The organism is Candidatus Neomarinimicrobiota bacterium (assembly GCA_041154365.1).
Lineage (GTDB): Bacteria > Fidelibacterota > Fidelibacteria > Fidelibacterales > Fidelibacteraceae > Fidelibacter > Fidelibacter multiformis.
The window spans coordinates 1,089,852-1,113,457 of sequence record AP035449.1; the positions used below are offsets into that span (position 1 = coordinate 1,089,852).

The window sequence follows — 23,606 nt, forward strand, 5'->3', positions numbered from 1 at the left end:
GAGAATAAGTGCACGAAAGGGTGGTGTGTCCGCCCGGAAGATTGGATGATTGATAAATCCATATTTCAGTCCGGGGAATAAAGAATATGATAAAAAAGATATCTAATAATATAAATCATAAATCTTTCCCGTAACCCCATTCATAATTATTAAATTCAATTCATCATTCTTCATTCTTCATTCTTCATTCTTCATTCATCATTCTTCATTCTTCAACCATCATTTCCCCAATAAGTATAGCCGTCCCCGCTGCACCGCGGATGGTATTATGAGACAAAAGGGTAAAGGAATAGTCCAGAACGGGACAGGTTTGAAGACGTCCGATGGACACGGCCATCCCTTTATCCAGATGACGATGAAGCTTAGGCTGGGGATAGGCAGATTCATGAAAATAATGTATAGGTTGCAGGGGTGCCATGGGTAAGTCTTTTTCCTGAGCCTCTGAACGAAAGCTTTCCCAGACACGTATGATTTCATCTTCAGAAGTGCTCTTTTTAAGTTTTACCGAAACGCATTCCAAATGTCCGTCAATGACCGGTACTCTGTTGCATTGGGCACTGATTTTAATATCTGCCGGTATTATCCGGTTCTCGTTCAGGGTTCCTAAAATTTTCAGGGGTTCCCGGCGCATTTTATCCTCTTCACCGGAAATAAAAGGAATGACATTATCGAGTATATCCAGGGATGAAACTCCCGGATAGCCGGCACCGGACAATGCCTGGAAGGTCACTACATGCAAGGCTTCCACACCAAAGGTATCCAGCAGGGGCTTGATGGCCAGGGTGAGTCCGATAGTGGAACAATTGGGATTGGTGATGATACACCCCTTGCCATACGGTTGATGTTTTATCAGGGCAAGGTGGTTACTATTTACTTCAGGTATCACCAGGGGGACATCCTCATCAAAACGGTGGTTCCGGGCGTTGGAAATGACCGTATATCCCTCCCGGGCAAAAGCAGTCTCGATGGGTCCTGCCACAGAGGCATCCAATCCGGAAAAAACAATCCGGCAGGGCAGATTGGGTTCACAGGTCTGAACCGTCATAGTTTCCACAAAATCCGGCATAGGTGTGGATAAGAACCAGGTCACAGCCTCCCGGTAAGATTTTCCTGCAGACCGTTCCGATGCCGCCAATGCAGTAATCTCGAAAAAGGGATGATCCCTGAGCAAATGTATGAATTGCTGTCCCACACTCCCCGTAGCGCCTAATATGCCGACTGGTATTTTCACGTCAACTCCTTGGTTTACTGTTGGGAATATATTGACTTCTGCCTTTCCCGTCAGCTTGTTTTTAAGAGAAAGAATATAAATCAGCGCCTGTTTTGATTTTAATGCCTGCCTTTATAAATTTGGGTAACATTTTAAGAAAGCAGGGAATATCATGGCAAAATCCATCACCCGAAGGGATTTTTTAAAACAAACGGGACTGGCAGGAGGGAGTCTGATCTTTTTGCCCCTGGGGCGGCTTTTGGCAAATGGCTTCTGGGAAGAACACGCACGGGTTGATGAAGCATCAAAGGCACCTTACTGGACCATATCACCCGGTATCACTGTTGGAGAAGGGGTTCAATGCAATTATCCTGGCATCTGTCTGTTTGATCAGCGACTCTATGTGGCTTTAACACAACAACAGGGGGATAAAGAATCTATTCAGATTTTTGTTTTTAATGAAGATCTGAAACAGGTAGACAGCAAGGTTGCTGTATCAGATTTTCCCATCAACAGCAGGGCTGCATTTGGAAACGATACACAACATATATACCTGTTTTGGCTTCGAAAATCCGGTGTAAACGGTGACATTGTTTTTCAGGATGTGAATCAGAGTTCAGATACATCTCCGCAGGTTCTGGCACCTGTTTCAGGCAACAGCGGATGGATCCGGACAGCTTCATCCCCGGAGGGTGATTTAATGATCGTCTGGCAGGACGGGTCTCAAAAACCATATCAATGCCGGTATACTCTTTTAAAGGATGGGAAACCCGGTCCTATTCATACGCTTACTTCTGAATGTCCTGTCCGCCATCCCGATGTCATCTATGGCGACGATGCTTTTTATATTGCCGCGGAGCACGAAACAAAAGAATTCCAGTCCCAGATTTATCTGACCCGGATTCAGAAAAATGGACGTATCGATGAATCAATCCGCATAAGCGACCATCCGGCAGGAAATTATCATCCGTCTCTGGCCTTATCACAAAATGAGGATCTTGTGGTGGCTTATACCAGCCCGCGAAAAGGAAAACAGGGCTGGGATATGCCCCGATGGGTCTATTTATCCCTCTACGACGGTCGGAAAGTCCGCCATCTGGATTCCCTTCCGGGCATGGACCTTACCAAAGATCTCACAGACCAAAGCCTTGAGTATCCCAAACTGGCTGCACTGGATTCCGGGCAGCTGTTTCTTACCGGAAGGCCATCCCAAAACTTCTTTGTACAGGTCCAGAGCCAAAAAGGATTTGAAAAACCTTACCGTCTGGAACAGGATGGCTGGGGCGGCCGTGGATTGACTGTAGAACTTGCCGTCAACGGACATACGGTGTATACAATCCGCCGGGATCTACGAGAAATCATTTTGCAGAAAATTGAAGTCCACAAGCCGGAAGGCCGGTTGAGCAAATTAAAATCATACCCTCCTTCCGGTGAGATTCCTGTCCTGAAAAATTCATCTTATGAAAACTACCAGGATGTTTATCCTAAAATCATGGGAAAAACCGTCTTCTTCGGTGATTTACACCACCATACCGCCTATTCTGATGGCATTGGAGATCCTGACGAATACTACACCCGGGCCCGGAATCTTTTCGGTGACGATTTTTTCTGCCTGACCGATCATGATCACTTTGTGTGCCGTCCCATGCAACCGGGGGACTGGCAGATGATGAAAGATGTGGCGGATTATTACAATGTCAATGACGCCTTTGCGACTTTTTACGGTATTGAATGGACGACAGGCCGTTACCCCAACAAGGGATATGGACACCGAAATATCTATGCCGTTGATCCTGCAATGCCTCTTATCGATCATACCCGGGAGCCCTGGAAGACATCGAAGGATCTTTTGAAAAAAATCCGGACTTTTGACGGCATTGCCGTTCCTCATCACACCGGATGGACCGGCACAGACTGGGAGAATGCAGATGATGTCAGTCAGCCCCTCTGTGAGATTATTTCAAATCACGGTGCCTATGAATTTATGGGAAACCGCCCCATTCAGCACCGGGGTGGGAAAAAGGGCTGTTTTATGCAGGATGGTCTGGCGGGTGGACACAAATTCGGAGTGATTGGCAGTACAGATTCTCATGGGCTCATCTGGCATCACAGAGCCGGGTACAAACGGAATTGCATCCGGAGCGGACTGACAGCGGTTATTGCAGAAAAATTGAACCGTGAAAGTCTTTTTCAGGCGATGAAGCACCGGCATACCTATGCAACATCCGGTATCAAACTGTTTTTACGATTTGAATGTGAAAACAACATGCAGGGTGATGTGATGACCTCTCATCGTGTTCCGGAATTTTCTGTGGAATGTATATCACCTGATCCTATCCTGCGTATTGTCCTTGTGAAAAATAATTCGGATGTTTACGAATATGGAGGGGATGGTTTACGATCACGCTTTACCTGGACAGATCCGGATCCCTTACCCGGCCAGGAGAGCTGGTATTATCTGAGGGTTACGACAGTTTCCGGCGAGATGGCCTGGAGCAGTCCTATATGGATTACTCCTCTGATTTGAGTCCATCTAATGTGACAAGGGACTCATTTCACTTAAAAAACTTGATTTAGGAACCCTGATTATTGTATTTTGTTTTATATTGAAAAATAACAGGGAGGTTACCATGGCGAAAGGTGCAAAAGGATTCGGTGCAAAAATTGCTCACCGGGCCAAAGATAAAAGCAATGCCATTCTTGTAAAAGTGTATAAACCTGTAAAAGGAGCCCATGCCGGTGTTAAGTTTAAAACCAGGATGGTAACAGTTGAAGATAAAAGTGAATTGGATAAAATGAAATAGGGGAGCCCGGCTCCCCTTTTTGTGGGATAATATATCATCGCTGTAAACAGAAGGGATTTTACATGAAATATGCATCAGTCATTTTAACGTTTTGTCTGGCGGGCTATCTGATAGCCCAGGATTATCAGCAAGGGATGGAAGATGATATGGAGGCTTTTCGCCGCTTTCAACAACAGGATGAAGAGGCATTTTCAGATTTTCAGAAAAAGGACAGAGAAGCTTTTGAGGCATTCAAGAAAAAAGTTGAAAAGGAGTGGGGGGATTTTATATCATCCACGCCCAATGACTGGGTGGAATACTCGGAAGATTTGCAAAACCGCTCCAAAGTTGATTTTGAAAAGGGTGAAGTGACCATTGAGGTCCTTGTGGATAAAAACGAAGCGAAAAATGAAAAAGTAGTTAAAGAAAAACTCGCCAAAGCAGTAGAACATGTAGCCACCACCCGAGCCAAAGCTCAGGATTTTCCGGGGCAGACTGCAGAGAAAAAACCAGTCACCCCTAAACCGGTCCTTCATGACCAGTTGAAAACTCCGGATGGGAAAAAAGTCACATCTCAGAATGCCAAAACCTTTGCCCAGGAAGTTGTAAAAAAAGAGGCGGTAAAACCCAAACCGGTCAAAGGTAACCCGGATAAGGTGAAAGTTCAGATCTCCCTGGCCCTTGCACCGGATCATATACAAACCCGGGCGAAGGATTATATCCCATCAGTTAAAAAATATGCATCCAAATATAATATTGATCCGGCATTGATTCTGGCTGTGATACATACTGAATCCCATTTTAATCCCAAAGCACGATCCCATATCCCTGCTTACGGACTTATGCAGCTGGTTCCCTGGAGTGGAGCTAAAGACGCCAACCGCTTTCTTTTTAATAAAGATGAAGATGTTTCTGCCGGAGACCTGTACGATCCTGATAAAAACATTCAGTTTGGTGTTGCTTATATTTATCTCCTTCAGAACCGCTATTTTAAAAAAATTACGGATCCCCAGGTGAAAACCTATTGCACGATTACAGCTTACAATGCCGGCGCCGGTAATGTCAGCAGGGCTTTTATCGGAAATACCAATCTTCCCAAGGCGATTCCCACCATCAATACCTATTCACCGGACCGGGCATATAATCAGCTCAAGAATAAAATGTCCACGGAAGAAGCGCGGAATTATATCCAAAAAGTGTCCAAACTCCACACCCAGTACAAATCCTGGATGTAGTTTAAATTCCTAAAGCAGTATTTTTCAGGAGAGGTTTTTTGCCTCTCCTTTTTTTATGGATTCACTGATCTATTATCCGGAGGACATTCGGGAATTTTCAGTATCATAACTGTTCCTGAAGGTGAATTGTCTTCCACTTCAATCTGACCCTGATACCGCTCTATGTTCTTCTTTACAATATAGAGTCCTAACCCGGTCCGAGCCCTTGGGCCAAAGGAAAATTCTTCATCGAAAACTCTGTTTTTAATTGTATCTGAAATGCCACTGCCATTGTCGGCAACCCGGATCTCTACAAAAGGCTGATCATGAATGCGGATTGCTTGAATGGAAATATCGATACGGGTTGCTTCACCGTGGGTAACAGAATTTTCGATAAGGTTATCGATCACGGATAGTAAAGCCTCGTCGGCAAAAGCTGTTCCCTGGCCTTGTATATGCCATTCAAGGGCTGGGTATTTTAAACGGACCCGTTTCATGATTTCCGGGATATTCACCGGTTTCAGGGTTCCGGAGGATGCGGTAATCTTCTCAAGCTGTTTCATCCGTTCAATGAGTTCAAGACTCGATTTTGCCTTTTGAATAATGGCATCGAGAAATTCCTCATCTTTTTGTCTTTTATACAATTTTACGGCACTCATCACCGCAGTGTTGTTGTTGGCCAGGTCATGGCGTAATATTTTGTTAATCAGGGATAAATGATCCTGATGCCGTACCACCAGGGCATGTTCTTTTTCTATGACCTGATTTTTATGTTGCAGTGTTTTCAGATAATTTCTCCGCATCCGGTTGATAACAGCCAGGATAATGGTGATGATAATCATGAAAGCAACGATGACGATCAACATATTCCGGATTTGTTTGGCCCGTCGGACAGCAGACGTTTTTTCCAAAATCTCCATGCGACTTTTTTGTCGTTCAAATTCATGCTGTAATTCCTCCATCCGGAATAATACTTCTTCCTCATGCAGGGATTCATTCAGATTAATATAGGCTTCATACATCTCAAGAGCTGCCTGATAATTCCCGTGTTGCTTGTAAATACCGGACAATGCAGAATAAATATCCCGGAGTTCCATCACAGCATGGGCATCTTCGGCAAGAGGCAGGCTTTGCTTCAGATAATCCAGAGCTTTCTCTGTATCACCCACTTTTTGAGCAATCATTCCCAGATTCTTCAAAGCTGAGGCCTGACAGTAAATGTCTTTTTCTTCAATACACAGAGTATAGGATTTTTGTGCTTTTTCCCGGGCTTCTTCTAAATTCCCCTGCTTCAGATGTGTCTCGGCGATGTTGTTTAACACATTGGAGTACAAGTACCTGTTTCCGGTCTCCTTGCTCATGTTGAGAACTTCATTAAAATAAACAAGAGCAGAATCGTAATTTTCCAGATAAAAGTGGACTGCACCCAGATTGGTAGATGCTGTCAGAATCCCCGGGATAAAATCGGAATTTTTATAGAAGTCGTAGACTTCCTGCTGGTATTTATAGGCGATTCCATACTGGCGGAATTGAATATAAATCATGACCAGATTGCTCAAACAGGCGATTTCACCGTTTTTATCTCCCAGTTGTACATAGAGTTTTCTGGATTTATTATAATAATCCACGGCATCTGAAAATTTGCTTTGGGTGGAATACACACTCCCCAGATTCATATACACTACCGCCAGGGCTTCCAGATCATTCTCTTTCAAAAAAATGCCTTCGGCTTGTTTCAACAGCTTCAGGGATTTTTCAAGATTCCCCGATTGCAGTTTCACCGTCCCCAATAAATTATAAATCCGGGCCACTTTAACTGAGTCGTTCACGGCCCGGGCTGTTTTCATGGCCATATCTGCATATTTTAGTGTGCTGTCCAAATTATTGTAGGTGTAGAAAAAATCTCTTGCAAGCTGGTATTCTGCATTGAACCGTTGCGCACCGAAATCTCTGTCATACCGGATGATTTTACGGTAAAAAGACAAAGCTTTTTGTGGATCCACGCTTTGATAATAGTCAGCAGAATCAATCCAGGTTTGAATTGTGTTGGGATCACTTGCTGAAGGCTCTTTTTGAATTCCGGCAAAGAGTATGGTTTGAATTAGTAAAAGATTAACTATTGTAATAGGAATCCGCTTTTTCATAGGGGATTTTCCTCCGCTCTCTGTATTTTATGGGGAAAAACCAGCCGGGATAATATACACATTAAAATGGAACGACTGTGTAAAATCCTGCGTAATAAAGAAACAAAGAAACAATTTCTGATACTGATCGGTCTGATCACAATCATCTACGGAGAAAGCATGAAAGAGAAAGCAACATTTGGTGGCGGATGTTTTTGGGGAGTGGAAGAATCCTTTAGAACAATCCCAGGTGTTTTGGACACACAAGTTGGCTTTATGGGGGGTAAAACCGAGAACCCAAGCTATAAGGAAGTCTGCACAGATAAAACCGGTCATGCCGAGGTTGTTCATTTGATCTTTGATCCTGATAAAATTTCTTATCAGGCTCTTTTGGAGACCTTTTTCAAGATTCACAATCCTACACAGTTGAACCGGCAGGGGCCTGATGTAGGGACCCAATACCGCTCGGTTATTTTTTATCATACGGAGGAACAGAAATCCCAGGCTGAATCAATGATTAAATCTCTTGAAAATAGTGGTAAATACATCAAAAAAATTGTTACAGTGATCGAGCCGGCATCTTCTTTTTATCCGGCTGAAGAGTATCATCAGAAATATCTTTTCAAACGGGGATTGGGGAGCTGTGGAATATAGATTTTATTTCTAAGATACAGAAAAGGGGATCTTTCAGGATCCCCTTTTTTTATTGATCACTTTTTTATTTTACTTAAGCCGGCTGTCAAAATATTCCGTCAGTTGTTTTTCCAGTTTATTTCCGACATTTTTTCCGATTTCCCGGAGGGCAATCCGCCTGGCAGCTTCCTGACTCATGCCGCCTTCCCGTCCTTTGGCATCCAGTTCAACAAAAACAGCACCGTCAGGTCCTGTAACTTTCAGGTTCAGGTTCCACCCGACAAATTCCATGTTGTCCCGCTGAAGGTCCACATCCTCATAACTGATGGTGCCGGTAATCCGGACAGCCGGATTCTGATTAACCAGGGGAAAGCCCATCTGGCTGATGGTTTCGGATGTCATGGATGCAACCCGACCGTCGTCACCACTGATGTTGACGGAAAAGGTCAGTGCTTTGGCTGCTTCTGCCCGTTTTTGGCTGATGCTGTTATGGTTGATGGACTCATATTCTGCTGTCAGCATGGAATGGGAGGGAGGATGTATAAAATTTAACTGTTCCAGCATGGCCTGATTGATGGTACTCATGGCATGGGCTGCATTGAGTAATGCGTACCGTTCTACCGGATCGGAAGCAGATTCGGTGTCTTTTAACAAGAACTCAATTTTTTCATAATTGGCACTAATTTTGTCTCTGTAAATATCGGCTGTTTCCTTCCGGTCCAGATATGCCAGTACATGTACTCTGCCCATTTCGTCAGTATAGGTCTCGCTGAATTTAATGTTAAAGAGCGTTTCTCCGGCCAGGACCTTTACTATCTGGTCCATATCGGTTTGCAGGGTTTCGTCCATACTGCCGCCCAGTTTCGTGAAAGCAGAGTAACGTTCCCGGGTGGTTTGATCCACGGATATTTCAGATTTGAAAATTCTGGCAAGATTTCCAGACGCGTTATCTTCAGCTGCCTGACGGGTGTCACCGGCACCCCGTGCCGCCAGGTAATTTTTCTCGGGATAAGCGGCAGCCGGATTATCTACCCAGATGGGTTTGCCTTTTGAACCTGTGGTTCCCTTGCTTCCGGCACAGGATACTAACATCAAAGACATCAGAATGATCAGCAAGAAGAGACATATTTTTTTCATGGCAGACTCCTTATTGTAAGCAGAAGGATTCGAAAAGATTCAGGTCGCGGGGATTTATCTGGACTGTCCCCAGATCATTGCTCCGGATGACATTTCCGTATTGATCCAGATAAAGGACCTCCAGCCGGTGTTCTCCCGAGGACAGCTCAAAATCTGCTATCGATGTAAATCCCGGGAAGAAACGGGATATCCGAAGATCGGCATTTTCACTCACATCTACAGCCACATCCGTGGCAAAACCGGCTAAAAGACTCAAATACGGATTTTCAATTTCCTCATTCATTTTTTCCTTACCTTTTTCTGCGGCAAACCCTTTAATCAAAGACCGGGCCACTGATTTGAGGTAGATCAGAGGGGCTTTTAACTCGAAGGTGGTTACAGCGACTTTATTCATGTCTTCAAGGGGCGTAAGGGAGATCGTTTGATGATTGTCAATCCGGACTTTTACACTGTGAATGAAAGAGCTGCGTTCTTTCAGGTAAGGGAGTGAGAATTTGAAATGGTACCCATGTTTGGAAGGCCATGGGATCGATTCGGAAAAGGGTGCCGGCGAATCGGAAGAGATCACCACGTAATTATCAAAGGTGGTAATCCGGAAATTTGCCGCATCTTTGATGGGACCCAGTCCGTGAAAGGAAAGAAGGGTTACGGGGATTTTATCCCGGCTTTCAGGACGGATAGAAATATCCGGTGGATCAAAAGGATAGATATGTGGCTGACTTGAGAAAGCCTGAAGCAGGTTCTGTTTGTCGATGCGGGCATCATCGTAATCGTTTTCATACCGGTAAAGAATGACACCCAACGCATTTCCCAGGGCTGAATTGTGGTATTTCAGTGTCCCCGGTTTGAATTCCGGGACTTTTCCTTCCGGTTCATCCCCTTCTTCTTCTTTGATCTGCATCATCATGGCTTGCTGGTATTTGGCACTCATGTCTACATATTTTGCTTCCAGCTGCTGCAGTTTGTGATGAAGCCGGTTCAATTCTACAAAGGAGGCGTCTGTTTCTCCTAAATGGGCATAATTCAATGCCTTAAATACGTTAAGATAAATGTCTTCATAGTCCTCACCGGCATAATCCAGGGCGTTATCATTCAATAGAAATGATGTGGCAATCTTGGAAACGCTGGCGGTAAACAGTTCCTCAATTCCCCGCTCGGCCTGGGTCAGCATGGCATTGCTTTCAGCATAATTCCCAATATAATGATGAAGCATTCCCATGTTTAAATAATATAAAACCCGGTCCTTTTCGGAAAAAGCCTTGTCTTTAACCTTTTCAAGCTGGGCAATGGGAACGGAAAACTGATTGTTGGCAATTGCCTCATCCATTCCTTCATAAATAGACGTATTTGTCATGATTGACGTACAGGAAGGCAGGAGGAAGATGATCAGAATGGTGAATAAGGCAACAAAATGATGTGTTGCCTTCATGTTACCATCCTACTTTTTTTTGATCGATAAGTTTTTTAATCTTTTTGGTGCCGATCCAGACTTTCTGGTTGGATTCCACATCGATAAGTTCCAGATCAACCTGGTAATATTTCGCCTGTTCACCGCCGGCCTGATCCACGAACATCGTGATACTACCCTGAAGCATATAATCGGCCGCCTGTTCCTGAGCGACACGTTTGGCTGTTTCTTCCGAGGCATACTGCTGCTGGTCCATGCGCTCACCCCGGATTTCTTCTCGTTCTTCCGAACTGGCTACGAACTGGACTTTTCCGCTGTTGATCAGTTCCCGTTCAATATCTTTGACAAATGCGTTGGTCCGGATATGTTCACTGGCATCCCTGAGACGGATACGTCCGACAATCACCTTGGGTGCCACACCGTTTTCAGATGTGAAATTTGACAACCAGGGGCGACTGGTCATATCCCTGACCATCTCCTCCGCTACAAGCCGGGAATCTGTGTCATTCCAATATCCACTCAAATCCGTCTGGGTATCAGCTGCCGTTCTCTGAACACTTACGGAACTACCGCATCCGGCTACGAAAACCAGTGTCAGAATCAAAATGAAAATCTTCTTTACAGCATTGGACTGTACCATGGTTTACTCCTCTCTTATTTTTAGTTTAATTGTGTGTATAATTTCGCGGAATTCATGTATCACATCAAGTATTATTCTTTCATTGCATCTGATCTGTACAGACTTATACGTTTCATCCGTTCGTAAAACGTCCTGTATTCCGGGTCCCAATATACCTGAAAGTGATCCAAAGGTGTATGCCTGAGAAGCAATTCACCATATTCATGACTTCCTGTTTTCCGGGCCAGAGCCTGTGTATCCAAAAGAATCTGATCCGGATACAGGATGAGCATCAGGCGAAGGCAGGCGGTAATTTTGTAGAATTCCGGGAGTTTTACTTTGTCAAGACTCAGAATTTGAAAAGCACTTGTATCGTTTTTAACGGTTCGAATGCTGATGTTTCCGAATGCGGGGTGGATATCAGCTAATTTGGCCTTGAGAAAAAAGGGATCTGCCGAGGGTGATCCAAACCACACATTTTCCGGAGTTGTTTCGATGTACAAATTTGTTGCCTGTAACAGACTCAGTCCGGTAGCATATTTTCCCTGTTCACTGTTAAGAAGCAATGTATCGACTTTTACCGGATACGGGCTTATAAAGCGTGGAATGTCCTGTCGATTCCGGATATCCAGGGGAATGACACTCAGACGCAGCCCCGGAAAGAAATAGGTGCCGAAATAGTGTGCCAGTTCACCGCTTGTGAGCCCATATTGATAGGGAAGTTCAAAGCCCTCATGCCACGGCCCCTGGCAGGTATCAAGCCGGGTAAGGGGAGGGCGGTCACACACAATAAGCTCCAAATCATGTTTTTGTGCCAGCGAAGCGGCAATTTGTAAGATGGATAAAGCCGGATCATCGACAACTCCACTGAGTTGCATATCGAATAAAATAGCGTCACAGGAAAGGATATCCCGGATATTGAAGCGGAGATGGGGGTATTGCTGATAGCGGATAACCGTACTGTCCATCCAGATAGTTTCCTCCGGGATACTTAATCCCTTCCAATGGGGAGCATTAAAAATATAAATAAGGGGAATGGCCATTGTGTCCGAAGGGTTCAGGACATCCAGCAAATGCCTGCCTTGCCTGTCCAGACTGCTGTGATTGCAAAAGACGGCTGTCCGCCGCCATTCAAGAGGTTCATATTCCAATTTTTTTAAAACATCAATACCATACGAAACAGGAGATTCTGCCGGTGTGTTTTTTGGTGAAAACAACACACCTGATACGAAAAGTAACAGGAAGAAAAGAGCTTTATAATAAGGGTGTTGCATTTCAGGTAAAATGCGGTAAAGTAAAGGGATATTCAATGAAAAAATCAATGGGAAGGGAAAAAGAGAAAGAAATGAAACACAACATCCGTCTGTCCGTAAGAAAATTGAAAGATGAAACAAAATACAATACGTCAAGAAAGATAGCAGCTTCAGGAAATACTCGCATTAAAGCTATGAAAATGAGTATATTAAAAGCTGAAAACATCAAACCATCAGAGGGACGGAATGGAAAAAATTTCATTATTACAACAGGAGAGAGCGAAGTACAGGCCCAAACTACCGGCGATTTTTACCGGTGAAGGGAGTGTCCTGGCAGTTGAAAGGGGAAAAACCGAGTCTGTTGATGATCAGGAAACTGTCCGCACGTTGTTCTCCAAGACTTATGGTTTGCCTTTGATTTCATTCGAACCGTCAGAAAAAATTTCCCTTGAACCTGTGAATGTTGGCGTCATCCTGTCCGGCGGACAGGCTCCCGGAGGGCATAATGTGATATCAGGTTTATTTGACGGACTAAAGGCACTGAATCCCGAAAACCGTTTATACGGCTTCCTGGGCGGGCCTGGAGGACTTGTAGAAAATAAATACCGGGAACTTACGGCTGATATGATCAATACTTACCGGAATACCGGTGGATTTGATATCATCGGATCTGGGCGGACAAAGCTGGAAAAAGAGGAACAATTTGACAAAGGGCTGGAAAATCTGAAAGCCCTGGGGATTAAAGCCCTGGTTATTATCGGAGGAGATGACTCCAATACCAATGCCGGGATACTGGCTGAATATTACCAAAAAATTGATGCCGGAGTGCAGGTCATCGGATGCCCGAAAACCATTGACGGCGACCTGAAAAATGAGATGATTGAAGTATCCTTCGGTTTTGATACCGCCACAAAAGTCTACAGTGAACTCATTGGAAATATTGCACGGGATGCACTTTCTGCGAAGAAGTACTGGCATTTTATCAAGCTCATGGGACGTTCGGCTTCCCACATTGCCCTTGAGTGCGGACTCAAAACCCAGCCCAATATCACACTGATCTCGGAAGAGGTGGAAGCAAAGGGTATGACACTGGGTGATATTGTTGATGAGATTGCCGGCACCATTGCCAAGCGGGCTGAGAAGGGAAAACATTTCGGTATTGTTTTGATACCTGAAGGACTGATTGAATTTATACCCGAAATGAAAGCCCTGATTGGCGAACTGAATGACGTTATAGCCCACAGGTCATCGGAGCTGGACAGCAAAGATAATCCTGATGAAAAACGGTCTCTGGTGAGTTCCATGTTATCAGAGAAAGCAGGTGCTTTATATGTCTCACTGCCGGAGGATATTGCCGATCAGCTGATCATGGATCGCGATCCCCACGGTAATGTGCAGGTCTCCCGGATTGAAACGGAAAAGTTGCTGATCGAAATGGTGGGTGAAAAATTAAAAGCTTTGAAAGAAAAGGGGATGTACACCGGAAAATTTTCGGCACAGAACCATTTCTTTGGATATGAAGGCCGCTGTGCCGCACCTTCAAATTTCGATGCCGATTATGCCTATGCTTTAGGTTACACGGCATCAGCGCTTATCGGAACCGGAAAAACAGGTTATATGTCATCCGTCCGGAACCTGACTGCTCCAGCATCCAAATGGATAGCCGGAGGTGTCCCTTTAACGATGATGATGAACATTGAACGACGCCATGGCGAAGATAAACCGGTCATTCGGAAAGCCTTGGTTGATCTGAAAGGAAAACCCTTTGAAATGCTGAAAAAACACCGGGATCAATGGGCTGTGGAAACCTGCTATGTTTATCCTGGACCCATTCAGTATTTTGGTCCGGAGGATGTAACTGACCAGCGTTCAGAGACTCTTACATTAGAACATGAATAGCCTTAAAAGGAGATAAAATGATGACAGTAGCCAAACCCAAACTTGAACCGGGAGTGATTACCGGTAAAAAATTGATGGAAGTCCTGGAATATGCCCGGGAGAATAATTTTGCTTTTCCAGCTGTGAACGTGGTGGGATCCAATTCGATAAATGCCGCCCTGGAAGCAGCAAAACAGGCAAAATCCATTTTAATGATTCAGTTTTCAAACGGGGGAGCTCATTTTAATGCGGGCAAATTTTTAAGTAATGAAAATGAAAAAGCAGCTATCGCCGGAGCGGTGGCAGGAGCCGAACATATTCACCGCATGGCCAAAGCTTATGGTGTACCGGTTATTCTCCACACGGATCATGCCGCAAAAAAGCTTTTACCCTGGATTGACGGACTTTTGGATGCCAACGAAGCCTGGTATAAAGAACATGGTGCTCCCCTCTTCAGCTCACACATGCTGGATTTGTCCGCTGAGGATTTGAAAGAAAATGTGGAAACTTGCAAAAAGTATTTGAAACGGATGGCAAAAAGCGACCTCCTGCTGGAAATTGAACTGGGTGTCACCGGAGGAGAAGAAGATGGTGTAGATAATACAGGGATTGATAATTCCCAGTTGTATACACAACCTGAACATGTCTCTTTTGCTTACGAAGAGCTGAGCGACGTGAGTCCCATGTTTACTATCGCTGCTTCCTTTGGAAATGTACATGGTGTGTATAAACCCGGAAATGTCAAACTGACACCGAAAATTTTGGATAATTCCCAAAAATACATTGAGAAAAAACACAATACCGGGGAAAAACCTGTATTCTTTGTCTTCCACGGTGGATCCGGTTCCACCCGTGAAGAAATCCGTGAAGCAATTTCCTACGGTGTGATCAAGATGAATATCGATACGGATACACAATGGGCGTTTACCAAACCGGTCAAAGATTATATGGATGAAAAAGATGCCTATCTTCAGGCTCAGATCGGTAATCCCGAAGGAGAGGATAAGCCGAATAAAAAATACTACGACCCCCGGAAATGGCTCCATGAAGGTGAAAAGGGATTCGTGAAACGCCTGATTGAGGCCTTTGAAGATCTCAATTCCCTCAATGCCTTTGAATATCTTTATGAATAAGTCCGATTCATAAAACGACCCAGGCCCCGGAAGTTCTTCCGGGGCTCTTTTCATATTGGCTGTATTTCTGATGAAAGATCCTTACACCATGATGAACTCTGTTACCAAATCACGTCTCTATGAAACTCTGGCATATTTTCTGATTCTTGTTTTTTTACTGATTCACGAATCCGGTTTTAATCTATCAATTCTCCGGTCTCCGGCCATTCTCTTTTCAGCCGGACTCTTTATGCTTTTAAGGTACGTTTTTGAAAACCGGGAACGAGTTGATTTTAGTTTTTATATTGATACAGTTGTTTTCATAATGCTTGTCTGGGCAGGTGTAGTGTTGATCCATACCCTCTTTTTTCAAAGCAGTACAGGTGTATTAACGCAGAGTCTTTTTATTTTTCTACCCCTGGCCGGACTCTTACTTAATACCGGCCGCCTGGTGCATCCGTCCCGTTTACATCGGATCTATGCCCTGAGTACCCTCGTATTTCTGGCGGGTATCTATCATCTAAGCGGACCGATGCTATTTTTTCAGATCGATCCTGTACAACTGATAACTCTTTTTGTGGATCAATACCTTGTGAGTCTGTTCTTCCTCTTCCTCTACTTCTTTCTGCCGCCCCTGATTCTGTGTATCGGCCGTGGTCTTCTTGAATCGAATGATATTAAACCTTTTCGGGATTTTGCGAAAGTCCTGCTCCCGTTTCAGTCTGTTCTCTATTTTTCACATACCACTCTGATTGTTACCCGGAGTACTGAAAGCAGCCGGTATATCCTGAGCCATTACCAGATTTTAATGATACTTTTCCTGCTGGTCATGTTTATCGGCGGAATCATTTTGAATAAGCCGGCATATAATGAAAGCAGAAAAAGGGGACGTAAACTGGGAATAGAAATATTCACTATTGTTGGAAATTATCACACCGGTGTCAGTTATACCGGACTCCTGCTCGCACTGATTGGATCGTTGTGGGTGTTCAACAGCGTGACAGATAAAACACTTGGCGGCCTGTGGTTTTGTCTCTCGGGCTTCTTCGTGTACAACACCTTTCAAAAAAAGGATGAAACATGAAAAAATTAATCCTTCTCCTCCTCATTTTCAGTGGGATATTATCCTGTACGAACAATTCCTCTTCCAGGGAAAATACCGTTAAGATTATTATATCAGGGAACAGCCGTGCCGAACTGGAGCCTTGTGGTTGCCGGATTCCTGCAGGTGGATTGCCAAGACGGATGGGTTTTATCCATTCCATGGAAAAGAGCGATGAAAATATTCTGAAATTAGAGGCCGGCAACTGGCTTTTTCCAGCTTATAATTATCCTGCACCCGATACGTGGAAACACACATCCGATTTATTGGCCGAAGCCTATGGCGAAGCAGAATTTGATGCCATTCATATTGGTGTCAGCGATTTGGCTTATGGTTTTGAGTATTTACTTGATCTCCAAAAAAAGTATCATCTCCCACTATTATCTACAAATCTCCTGAATGATGCGGGAGAGGGTGTATTTCGCCCCTTTTACCTGTTTCATGTTAAAGGATTCCGCCTGGCTGTCCTGGGTGTCACGTATCTGACGGATGACCAGGCGTCACGTTTTAAAGCCATGAATCCTGAAGAAGCCATCCGGAAACAACTGCCAAAACTGCGGAAAGAAGCAGATTTGATCCTCCTTTTGGCAGATATGCCTTTGGAAAAGACGGAGGCGTTGGGTGAAGCCATTCCTGAAATTGATTTTATTGTTAATTCCCGGCATAAAGGGCGGACCCAGCTTCCCCGGCAGACAGGTGGTAAGGCGGCTTTTACGTATCTTGGACCGGACGGTCAATATCTGGGCATTCTGGATGTGGTGTTTAAGTCTCCCGGACAGCCACTCCGGGATGTGAGCAGTACCTTTCACCGCCTTGATTTTTCCAAAGGACGGCTGGACGAGTACCGAAAAAGGGCGGGGGATACGCCTGTGGAAACCTATTTTCAGGATAATCCGGGACTCCTACGCACGATTCGGGTCTATGAAAAAGAGGTGGAACGGCAACAAAGCATCCTGGATACGACCCGGAACTATTTCATCTGGTCCATGCGTCACCTGGATGGAGATGTCTACAGTCCCCCGGAATGGGAAAAAGCTGTCAATGAAGTGCTCATGCAAACATCAGACGAAAAGAAATAAGGGTGATTCTTTCATACCATTGTTGAATAGTGTATATTTACATGCTATTTGAAAAGCGGGTGGAATGGTAAGATGGCATGTTTTAATGTGAAAGGTAAATTTTTATGAGTGATCAAACACCTGTTATCGAACTTCAGGATCTTAATGTGAAGCGCGGTATTCAGAAACTTGAAATATACTCCATGAAAATCTATCCCGGTGTTTGTTATCATATTTTCGGTCCAAACGGATCAGGAAAATCATTGTTAATGGACGTTTTGGCACACAGACAGTCTGTAGATGGCGGGAATATCCTCTATGAGGGCAAATCTCTGAAGAGACGGGAATATTCTCAGGCTGTCGTTCAAAAACAGATTGCCTATTTTCAACAAAAACCGACAGGATGGATACGTGGAACAGTGCTTTCCTATCTGGAAAAGACTCTGAAAGAACGAAAAATCTCAGCAGGAATCGCCTATCAGCAGGCAATGGCTCAACTGGATGAATTCGATTTGAAAGAATTCGCCAATGTGAAACGCAAGCTATTGTCCCCTGGTGTTTTTCATAAGGTTGAACTGATTCGATGCTTATTGCAAAGCAGTGACCTTTTAATACTCGATGAACCTTACAGCATTCCTGATGAGAGTTTTATTAAAAAATTTAACAGTCGTTTGCGGAATGTCATCCGTAACGAAAAAAAAGCCGTCGTGATTGCATCAGCACAAAGTCTGTCCCGATTCAGGCTGGTGGATATCATTCTGAATTTGAATCACGGCCGGATTGTGCGGGTCGAAAAGACCCGAAGACCTCCAAGAACAGATAACCGGAATAAAAACCGGCGTTATCAGAACCATAAATAAATATTAAACATCATTCCGCCCGCCCTTTTTTTACGATGAAAAAAAGTCCTGTCAATAAATACTCACAATATGGAAAATTTACAAAGCGTCAGAAAATGACGGAGACGCTCCGTTATTATGGAATTCGGGATCCGCGGATTCTTTCAGCATTCCTTGCCATACCCCGGCATCGATTTGTTCCTCCCGATGAGCAAGACCGGGCCTATGCCGATACCCCTCTGCATATCGGTTTTGGACAGACGATTTCACAACCCTACGTGATTGCCTTTATGCTTGAAGCCCTGGATTTGCAATCCCACCATCATATCCTTGAAGTGGGATCCGGATGCGGTTATGTGACCGCTTTACTCTCTATGCTGGTAAAAAGAGTGACAGGCATCGAACTGGAAAAAAATCTGGTCTCCCGAAGCCGTTCTATCCTGAAAGAACTGGATATTAAAAATGTGAAAATAGTCCATGGGGACGGGTACAAGGGATTTGAACCCAATGCGCCATACGATGGGATACTCGTCTCTGCAGCACCCGATGAGGTCCCTGAAAAGCTCTTTCAGCAATTGAAAGATGGAGGATCTCTGGTCATCCCCGTTGGGAAATATGCCCAAATGTTGAAAAAAATTTAAAAAAAAGAGGGGAAGAAAATTGAAGCAGACCTCCTGGATGTCCGTTTTGTTCCCTTGAGAAAGCCCTCAATATATTGAAATAAATATAACCTTTTCCCGCGGACTGATTTGTTGTAAATTTCACGTTCGTAAAGGAGGGGCTTATCCGGAAAAGCACGCTTGTAAAATGCTTGTTCATGTGTCTTCTGATTCCGGTGATGCTGACGGGACAGGAGAATGTCAAGGGTGTGGATTTATATAAAAATCCGCGGACGGCTGTTTTGTGCTCTGCTCTTTTTCCGGGAGCCGGACAAATGTATAACGGGAAGTGGCTGAAAGCCGGGATTTTATCCGGACTTGAAGGATATACGTTGTACCGGGCTCACACCTTTCATGAAGAGTATCAACAAGACCTTACAGACAAGGATGCCCAGATCAACCGGAACAAACACCTGTGGTATGCGGCAGGTGTGTATGTCTATGCCATGCTGGATGCGTATGTGGATGCCCACCTCAGCAGTTTTCCTGAAGGAAACCTGGTTTTTGATCCGGTGAACAGAAGTTTGCAATTTGCCTTAATTCTGGAGTTTTAACATGGCTGAAACACGAGAACACTGGGGGAGTCATATCGGTTTTATACTGGCGGCTGCCGGAAGTGCCATCGGATTGGGGAATATCTGGAAATTTCCCTATGTGGCCGGGAAAAACGGCGGAGCAGCCTTTATCCTGATTTATCTGATCAGTGTCTTCTTTATCGGTATTTCCCTGGTGATTGCAGAAATTCTGATTGGACGCAAATCCCAGCTGAACCCCGTCGGGGCGTACCGGAAACTCTTGAAAGGGCACCGGGGCTGGACTTTGGTAGGTTACCTGGGTGTTTTTACTGGTTTTATCATTTTATCCTATTACAATGTGGTGGCCGGATGGTCCGTCGGATATTTTATCGAAGGAGTGCGTGGAAGTGTTCTTTCATTTACTTCATCTGAAGAAGCGGCGGACTTTTTCAACCACCAGATTATGAATCCTGCCTGGATTATCGGTTATCAGGCCATTTTTTCCATATTGGTGCTGGCGGTTGTTTATTTTGGTGTAGCCGGCGGCATTGAGAGAATTTCCAGAATCCTTATGCCCGTTTTCCTGGGGATTTTATTGATTCTTGTAGGATGGGGAATCTCACTGGAAGGATCCCGGGAAGGACTCTCCTTCCTGTTGAAGCCAAACTGGGAAAGTGTCAACGGCAGGACCGTCCTGGAAGCATTGGGACAGGCATTTTTTTCCCTGAGCCTGGGAATGGGCGCCTTGCTCACGTATGGAAGCTACCTGAACAAAGATGACAGTATTTTAAGCAGCTCCATCATGATCGCCTTTTTGGATACCCTGATTGCACTTCTGGCCGGTGTGGCAATTTTTACCTCCGTCTTTGCCATGGGATTTAGTCCCGATACCGGGCCGGGACTCGTTTTTTGTGTGTTGCCGGCTGTTTTCAGTAAAATGCCGGGAGGTTACGCTTTTGGACTCCTGTTCTTTTTGCTTCTGACCATTGCCGCCCTCACATCGGCAATATCTCTTCTGGAAGTCATTACATCCTATTTTGTGGATGAAAAAAAATGGACACGCCACAGGGTTGTCCTGGGAGCCGGGCTGATTGTCTTTCTGGTGGGGATCCCGTCAGCCCTCTCGTTCGGTCCCATGAGACATGTCACTGTTTTTAAACGCACTTTCTTTGATTTTCTCGATTTTCTCTCTTCCAATATCCTCTTGCCTTTGGGAGGATTGCTTATGGCCCTTTTTGTGGGCTGGTATGTCAAGAAAACATCCATTTTGGAGGAATTTCGTAAAGGCGCTGGCGGATGGGTCGATACACATGTTCTGCACCCGGTTAAACAGATCCGGCATAAAACAGCCTTCCTGACCATCGGGAATGTGTGGTTCTTTGTGGTAAAATATCTGGCACCTGTCGTGATTCTTCTCGTTTTCCTCTACTCAATCGGAATCCTGTCATGAAAAAAAGATACATGATTATCCTGCTGCTTATGATTGTATCTGCTTTGCCGGCTGAAGAGAATTTGGATACGAAGACGCAGTGGGAAAAGCCGAAAGACACCTGGACCGGTTTTGATAAATGGCAGCATTTCTCTTTCAGCCTGCTGATGACGGTTCAGTCCGGCTATATTTTATCCCATGAACAGGGCGTTTTTCAGGCACCGGACCGGCAGAACCGGATGATTTCGGCCGGTATAAGTTTTTCTTTCGGCATGTTAAAAGAATGCCTGGATATGAAACGAAAACCCTCGGGTTTTTTTAGCTGGAAGGATTTGGTGATGGATATGGGAGGTACATTGGCAGGTGTGTGGATACTGAGTACTATCAATGATGCATGACGATAAGTACATATATCTGAAAAGAGTCCCGGTGCTCCTGTATCACCATGTGAGTCCCCATGGATTCAACACCGTTTCCCCCGGTCTTTTCGAAAAACATATACGCTCTCTGAAACAAACCGGATATACGGGAATTACCTTTCGGCAGATCCTGAATGGAGATGCACTTCCTGAAAAACCGGTGGTCATTACCTTTGATGACGGGTATGATGCCGTGTTTCATCATGCACTCCCCATTTTGGAAAAGTATGGATTCAAAGCTGTCGTGTTCATGTTATCGGGATATATTGGCAAAAAAAACACCTGGGACCTTTCATTGGAACCTTCAGATATCCGCCATTTAAGCCGTGAAGAATTGATGGAATTATCCTGCAGGGAGTGGGAAGTTGCAGCCCATGCCCTGACTCATCGTGTTTTGACAGAAATGCAGATGCAAAAAGCCCGGTATGAAATAGAAAAATCCGGTAGAATTCTTGAGGATCTGTTACAGGTTCCTACACTTGGTTTTGCGTACCCTTTCGGTCGATATAATGAATCCATAAAAGCCTGTGTAAAAGAAAGCGGATATCGTTATGCCTGTGGAGCCTTGAAGCGGCATCAGCTGCCGGCATCTGTTTATGAGCTGGTTCGAATACCTGTCTATCGCACTGACGGAACTCATTCCATCGGAAAAAAGCTGGCTTATCCGGAAATTCCCTATGGAGAATATTTCAAACTGAAAGCCATCAGCAGCCTTTCCCGGTTCACGCCGCTCTATCAGAAAATGAGGCGTAAATGACCACAGACTTTTGTCCGGGGTGCAAGGGAGGTCCCGAACCTTGTCCCTCACCCCTCGATCCTCGTTACTTGTAAACCCAACACATGAGGAATACATGCCATGATACACATTGATCATGATCTGTGTGATTTGTGCGGGACCTGCGTTGGAGTGTGTCCCGTCGATTGTATATCCATGTCTGACACAACACTGGATATTGATGATGATACATGCATTCAGTGTAATTTTTGTATTCAGGTGTGTCCGATGGAAGCCCTGAAGGAGGAAACCAATGATTAAGCGGGATTGGGATGTCATCGTCGTGGGAGGCGGACCGGCGGGGACAGTATTTGGCCGATATGCTGCTGAAAAGGGTCTATCTGTACTGATTCTTGAAAAAGACCGGGAAATCGGATTACCGGTCCGTTGCGGTGAAGGTGTAAGTATGCGTGGTTTGGAAGCTTTCACACCTGTGAATCCCCGGTGGATTTGCCGGAAAATCAGTGCCGTTGATTTTTATGCTCCGGATGGGACTTTGGTGGAGCTGGATTTTAAAATGGAAGGGGCCATTCTGGACCGGCGTGTTTTTGACAGGGATCTGGCGGATCTTGCCGCTCAGGCAGGGGCACGGATCTATACCCGGGCGAATGTAACCGATCTGATACTGGATGATAATTTTGTGCGGGGTGTTGTGGTCCATTATCGTCATGAGGATTTAAAACTCTCGGCCCGTCTGGTCATTGCTGCTGATGGAGTAGAAAGCCGCATCGCCCGGAAAGCCGGCATCAAAACAGCTGTTACACCGGAAAATATGGATAGTTGTGTCCAGGTAACGGCCCATGGATTGAATATGAATCCTGATGCCCTGAGCTTTTACATGAAACGTGAATATGCTCCGGGAGGATATGTGTGGGTCTTTCCTAAAAGTGAAACTTCAGCCAATGTGGGACTTGGTATCAGTGGAAATTTTACTCATAAAACCAGTCCCTATAAATCCCTTATGAAATTCCTGGCCGACACTTTTCCCAATGCGTCCTGGAGCAGCCTGGTTGCCGGGGGAGTCCCGACGGATAAAACCCTGGACCGGATTACGGCAAACGGACTCATGGTTGTAGGGGATGCCGCCAGGATGGTGAATCCCCTGAGCGGTGGGGGGATCCATGCAGCCATGAGAGCTGGAAAACTGGCTGCAGATACAGCTGTCGAAGCGTTGAAACAGAATGATGTGTCTGAAGATTTTTTGAAACGGTATGCCAAAGCCTGGCATGATGAGGCCGGAAAAAATCATGAAGGCCTCTACCGTCTGAAAGAAGTTGTCAACAAACTGACAGATGAAGATCTGGATAAACTGGGACACAAGATGGCGGCTATTCCGAAGGAAAAAAGAAGTCTGACACGAATATTTAAAGCAGTTGCCTGGAATAAGCCCCGACTGATTATGGATGTGGCCCGGGCATTTGCCGGTATTTAAGGAACTTG

General features: G+C 44.9%; 23 protein-coding genes. 17 read left to right on the plus strand and 6 right to left on the minus strand.

Annotated elements, in window-relative coordinates; all coding sequences use genetic code 11:
* Positions 1-205: 205 nt before the first annotated feature.
* Complete coding sequence (asd, locus tag strainIA91_RS04740; protein ID WP_400167981.1) at positions 206-1,231, minus strand: aspartate-semialdehyde dehydrogenase; 1,026 nt, start codon at positions 1,229-1,231, stop codon at positions 206-208.
* 151 nt (positions 1,232-1,382) lie between these two features.
* Between asd and strainIA91_RS04745 the strand changes: the two genes are divergently transcribed.
* From strainIA91_RS04745 to strainIA91_RS04755, 3 genes are all read left to right on the plus strand, one after another.
* A complete protein-coding gene (locus strainIA91_RS04745) occupies positions 1,383-3,737 on the plus strand; it encodes a CehA/McbA family metallohydrolase (RefSeq protein ID WP_400167982.1) in 2,355 nt (784 codons plus the stop codon).
* 103 nt (positions 3,738-3,840) lie between these two features.
* The gene (locus strainIA91_RS04750) at positions 3,841-4,014 is read left to right on the plus strand and encodes a hypothetical protein (RefSeq protein WP_400167983.1); all 174 of its coding nucleotides are present in this window, start codon (positions 3,841-3,843) and stop codon (positions 4,012-4,014) included.
* A 62-nt stretch (positions 4,015-4,076) separates the two neighbouring features.
* Positions 4,077-5,228 carry a murein transglycosylase domain-containing protein gene (locus tag strainIA91_RS04755; RefSeq protein WP_400167984.1) on the plus strand — a complete coding sequence of 384 codons (1,152 nt, stop codon included), beginning with the start codon at positions 4,077-4,079 and terminating at the stop codon, positions 5,226-5,228.
* Positions 5,229-5,281: 53 nt separating this feature from the next.
* On the opposite strand, the gene strainIA91_RS04760 is transcribed toward strainIA91_RS04755, so the two are convergent.
* The gene (locus strainIA91_RS04760) at positions 5,282-7,351 is read right to left on the minus strand and encodes a tetratricopeptide repeat protein (RefSeq protein ID WP_400167985.1); all 2,070 of its coding nucleotides are present in this window, start codon (positions 7,349-7,351) and stop codon (positions 5,282-5,284) included.
* Between the two features lie 159 nt (positions 7,352-7,510).
* On the opposite strand from strainIA91_RS04760, the gene msrA reads away from it, so the two are divergent.
* Positions 7,511-7,984, plus strand: a complete 474-nt coding sequence (msrA, locus tag strainIA91_RS04765) for a peptide-methionine (S)-S-oxide reductase MsrA (protein WP_400167986.1) — start codon at positions 7,511-7,513, stop codon at positions 7,982-7,984.
* A 69-nt stretch (positions 7,985-8,053) separates the two neighbouring features.
* On the opposite strand, the gene strainIA91_RS04770 is transcribed toward msrA, so the two are convergent.
* The 4 genes from strainIA91_RS04770 to strainIA91_RS04785 all read right to left on the minus strand — a co-directional run bounded on the left by strainIA91_RS04770 (position 8,054) and on the right by strainIA91_RS04785 (position 12,344).
* Positions 8,054-9,100 (minus strand): LPP20 family lipoprotein, encoded by a 1,047-nt coding sequence (locus strainIA91_RS04770; RefSeq protein WP_400167987.1) that lies wholly within the window; start codon positions 9,098-9,100, stop codon positions 8,054-8,056.
* A gap of 10 nt (positions 9,101-9,110) precedes the next feature.
* Complete coding sequence (locus strainIA91_RS04775) at positions 9,111-10,529, minus strand: hypothetical protein (RefSeq protein WP_400167988.1); 1,419 nt, start codon at positions 10,527-10,529, stop codon at positions 9,111-9,113.
* 1 nt (position 10,530) lies between these two features.
* Positions 10,531-11,148, minus strand: a complete 618-nt coding sequence (locus strainIA91_RS04780) for a penicillin-binding protein activator LpoB (RefSeq protein WP_400167989.1) — start codon at positions 11,146-11,148, stop codon at positions 10,531-10,533.
* Between the two features lie 71 nt (positions 11,149-11,219).
* Positions 11,220-12,344 (minus strand): exo-beta-N-acetylmuramidase NamZ domain-containing protein, encoded by a 1,125-nt coding sequence (locus strainIA91_RS04785; RefSeq protein WP_400167990.1) that lies wholly within the window; start codon positions 12,342-12,344, stop codon positions 11,220-11,222.
* Between strainIA91_RS04785 and strainIA91_RS04790 the strand changes: the two genes are divergently transcribed.
* The 13 genes from strainIA91_RS04790 (at position 12,332) to strainIA91_RS04850 (ending at position 23,598) form a co-directional block, all read left to right on the plus strand.
* Entirely contained in the window at positions 12,332-12,700 is a 369-nt protein-coding gene (locus strainIA91_RS04790) for a hypothetical protein (protein WP_400167991.1), read from the plus strand. The genes strainIA91_RS04785 and strainIA91_RS04790 overlap by 13 nt on opposite strands.
* Complete coding sequence (locus strainIA91_RS04795) at positions 12,627-14,279, plus strand: diphosphate--fructose-6-phosphate 1-phosphotransferase (protein WP_400167992.1); 1,653 nt, start codon at positions 12,627-12,629, stop codon at positions 14,277-14,279. Before strainIA91_RS04790 ends, strainIA91_RS04795 begins: the two co-directional genes overlap by 74 nt.
* 17 nt (positions 14,280-14,296) lie before the next feature.
* The gene (gene fbaA / locus strainIA91_RS04800) at positions 14,297-15,391 is read left to right on the plus strand and encodes a class II fructose-bisphosphate aldolase (RefSeq protein WP_400167993.1); all 1,095 of its coding nucleotides are present in this window, start codon (positions 14,297-14,299) and stop codon (positions 15,389-15,391) included.
* Positions 15,392-15,461: 70 nt separating this feature from the next.
* Positions 15,462-16,454, plus strand: coding sequence for a hypothetical protein (locus strainIA91_RS04805; RefSeq protein WP_400167994.1), 993 nt, complete (start codon positions 15,462-15,464; stop codon positions 16,452-16,454).
* Entirely contained in the window at positions 16,451-17,551 is a 1,101-nt protein-coding gene (locus strainIA91_RS04810) for a hypothetical protein (RefSeq protein ID WP_400167995.1), read from the plus strand. Before strainIA91_RS04805 ends, strainIA91_RS04810 begins: the two co-directional genes overlap by 4 nt.
* Before the next feature lie 104 nt (positions 17,552-17,655).
* The gene (locus strainIA91_RS04815; RefSeq protein ID WP_400167996.1) at positions 17,656-18,390 is read left to right on the plus strand and encodes an ATP-binding cassette domain-containing protein; all 735 of its coding nucleotides are present in this window, start codon (positions 17,656-17,658) and stop codon (positions 18,388-18,390) included.
* A 35-nt stretch (positions 18,391-18,425) separates the two neighbouring features.
* Entirely contained in the window at positions 18,426-19,010 is a 585-nt protein-coding gene (locus tag strainIA91_RS04820) for a protein-L-isoaspartate(D-aspartate) O-methyltransferase (RefSeq protein ID WP_400167997.1), read from the plus strand.
* 176 nt (positions 19,011-19,186) lie between these two features.
* Positions 19,187-19,582, plus strand: a complete 396-nt coding sequence (locus strainIA91_RS04825) for a DUF5683 domain-containing protein (protein ID WP_400167998.1) — start codon at positions 19,187-19,189, stop codon at positions 19,580-19,582.
* A 1-nt stretch (position 19,583) separates the two neighbouring features.
* On the plus strand, positions 19,584-20,993 hold the full coding sequence (locus strainIA91_RS04830) for a sodium-dependent transporter (protein ID WP_400167999.1): 1,410 nt from the start codon (positions 19,584-19,586) through the stop codon (positions 20,991-20,993).
* Positions 20,990-21,370, plus strand: coding sequence for a hypothetical protein (locus strainIA91_RS04835; protein ID WP_400168000.1), 381 nt, complete (start codon positions 20,990-20,992; stop codon positions 21,368-21,370). The genes strainIA91_RS04830 and strainIA91_RS04835 overlap by 4 nt, the downstream gene beginning before the upstream one ends.
* Positions 21,360-22,148: a polysaccharide deacetylase family protein gene (locus strainIA91_RS04840; protein WP_400168001.1), complete on the plus strand. Its 789-nt coding sequence runs from the start codon at positions 21,360-21,362 to the stop codon at positions 22,146-22,148. Before strainIA91_RS04835 ends, strainIA91_RS04840 begins: the two co-directional genes overlap by 11 nt.
* A gap of 99 nt (positions 22,149-22,247) precedes the next feature.
* Positions 22,248-22,427, plus strand: coding sequence for a DUF362 domain-containing protein (locus strainIA91_RS04845; protein ID WP_400168002.1), 180 nt, complete (start codon positions 22,248-22,250; stop codon positions 22,425-22,427).
* Positions 22,420-23,598 carry an NAD(P)/FAD-dependent oxidoreductase gene (locus tag strainIA91_RS04850; RefSeq protein ID WP_400168003.1) on the plus strand — a complete coding sequence of 393 codons (1,179 nt, stop codon included), beginning with the start codon at positions 22,420-22,422 and terminating at the stop codon, positions 23,596-23,598. Before strainIA91_RS04845 ends, strainIA91_RS04850 begins: the two co-directional genes overlap by 8 nt.
* The last annotated feature ends 8 nt before the right edge of the window (positions 23,599-23,606 follow it).

Bases quoted from the DNA above. Each gene is read 5' to 3' on its own strand.
- strainIA91_RS04770 (WP_400167987.1), bottom strand. From the start codon at position 9,100: ATGAAAAAAATATGTCTCTTCTTGCTGATCATTCTGATGTCTTTGATG.
- strainIA91_RS04810 (WP_400167995.1), top strand. From the start codon at position 16,451: ATGAAAAAATTAATCCTTCTCCTCCTCATTTTCAGTGGGATATTATCC.
- strainIA91_RS04820 (WP_400167997.1), top strand. From the start codon at position 18,426: ATGAAAAAAAGTCCTGTCAATAAATACTCACAATATGGAAAATTTACA.
- msrA (WP_400167986.1), top strand. From the start codon at position 7,511: ATGAAAGAGAAAGCAACATTTGGTGGCGGATGTTTTTGGGGAGTGGAA.
- strainIA91_RS04815 (WP_400167996.1), top strand. From the start codon at position 17,656: ATGAGTGATCAAACACCTGTTATCGAACTTCAGGATCTTAATGTGAAG.
- strainIA91_RS04775 (WP_400167988.1), bottom strand. From the start codon at position 10,529: ATGAAGGCAACACATCATTTTGTTGCCTTATTCACCATTCTGATCATC.
- strainIA91_RS04805 (WP_400167994.1), top strand. From the start codon at position 15,462: ATGAAAGATCCTTACACCATGATGAACTCTGTTACCAAATCACGTCTC.
- strainIA91_RS04835 (WP_400168000.1), top strand. From the start codon at position 20,990: ATGAAAAAAAGATACATGATTATCCTGCTGCTTATGATTGTATCTGCT.
- strainIA91_RS04780 (WP_400167989.1), bottom strand. From the start codon at position 11,148: ATGGTACAGTCCAATGCTGTAAAGAAGATTTTCATTTTGATTCTGACA.
- strainIA91_RS04840 (WP_400168001.1), top strand. From the start codon at position 21,360: ATGATGCATGACGATAAGTACATATATCTGAAAAGAGTCCCGGTGCTC.
- strainIA91_RS04830 (WP_400167999.1), top strand. From the start codon at position 19,584: ATGGCTGAAACACGAGAACACTGGGGGAGTCATATCGGTTTTATACTG.
- strainIA91_RS04795 (WP_400167992.1), top strand. From the start codon at position 12,627: ATGGAAAAAATTTCATTATTACAACAGGAGAGAGCGAAGTACAGGCCC.
- strainIA91_RS04745 (WP_400167982.1), top strand. From the start codon at position 1,383: ATGGCAAAATCCATCACCCGAAGGGATTTTTTAAAACAAACGGGACTG.
- strainIA91_RS04750 (WP_400167983.1), top strand. From the start codon at position 3,841: ATGGCGAAAGGTGCAAAAGGATTCGGTGCAAAAATTGCTCACCGGGCC.
- strainIA91_RS04755 (WP_400167984.1), top strand. From the start codon at position 4,077: ATGAAATATGCATCAGTCATTTTAACGTTTTGTCTGGCGGGCTATCTG.
- strainIA91_RS04845 (WP_400168002.1), top strand. From the start codon at position 22,248: ATGATACACATTGATCATGATCTGTGTGATTTGTGCGGGACCTGCGTT.
- strainIA91_RS04760 (WP_400167985.1), bottom strand. From the start codon at position 7,351: ATGAAAAAGCGGATTCCTATTACAATAGTTAATCTTTTACTAATTCAA.
- strainIA91_RS04825 (WP_400167998.1), top strand. From the start codon at position 19,187: ATGTGTCTTCTGATTCCGGTGATGCTGACGGGACAGGAGAATGTCAAG.
- fbaA (WP_400167993.1), top strand. From the start codon at position 14,297: ATGATGACAGTAGCCAAACCCAAACTTGAACCGGGAGTGATTACCGGT.
- strainIA91_RS04850 (WP_400168003.1), top strand. From the start codon at position 22,420: ATGATTAAGCGGGATTGGGATGTCATCGTCGTGGGAGGCGGACCGGCG.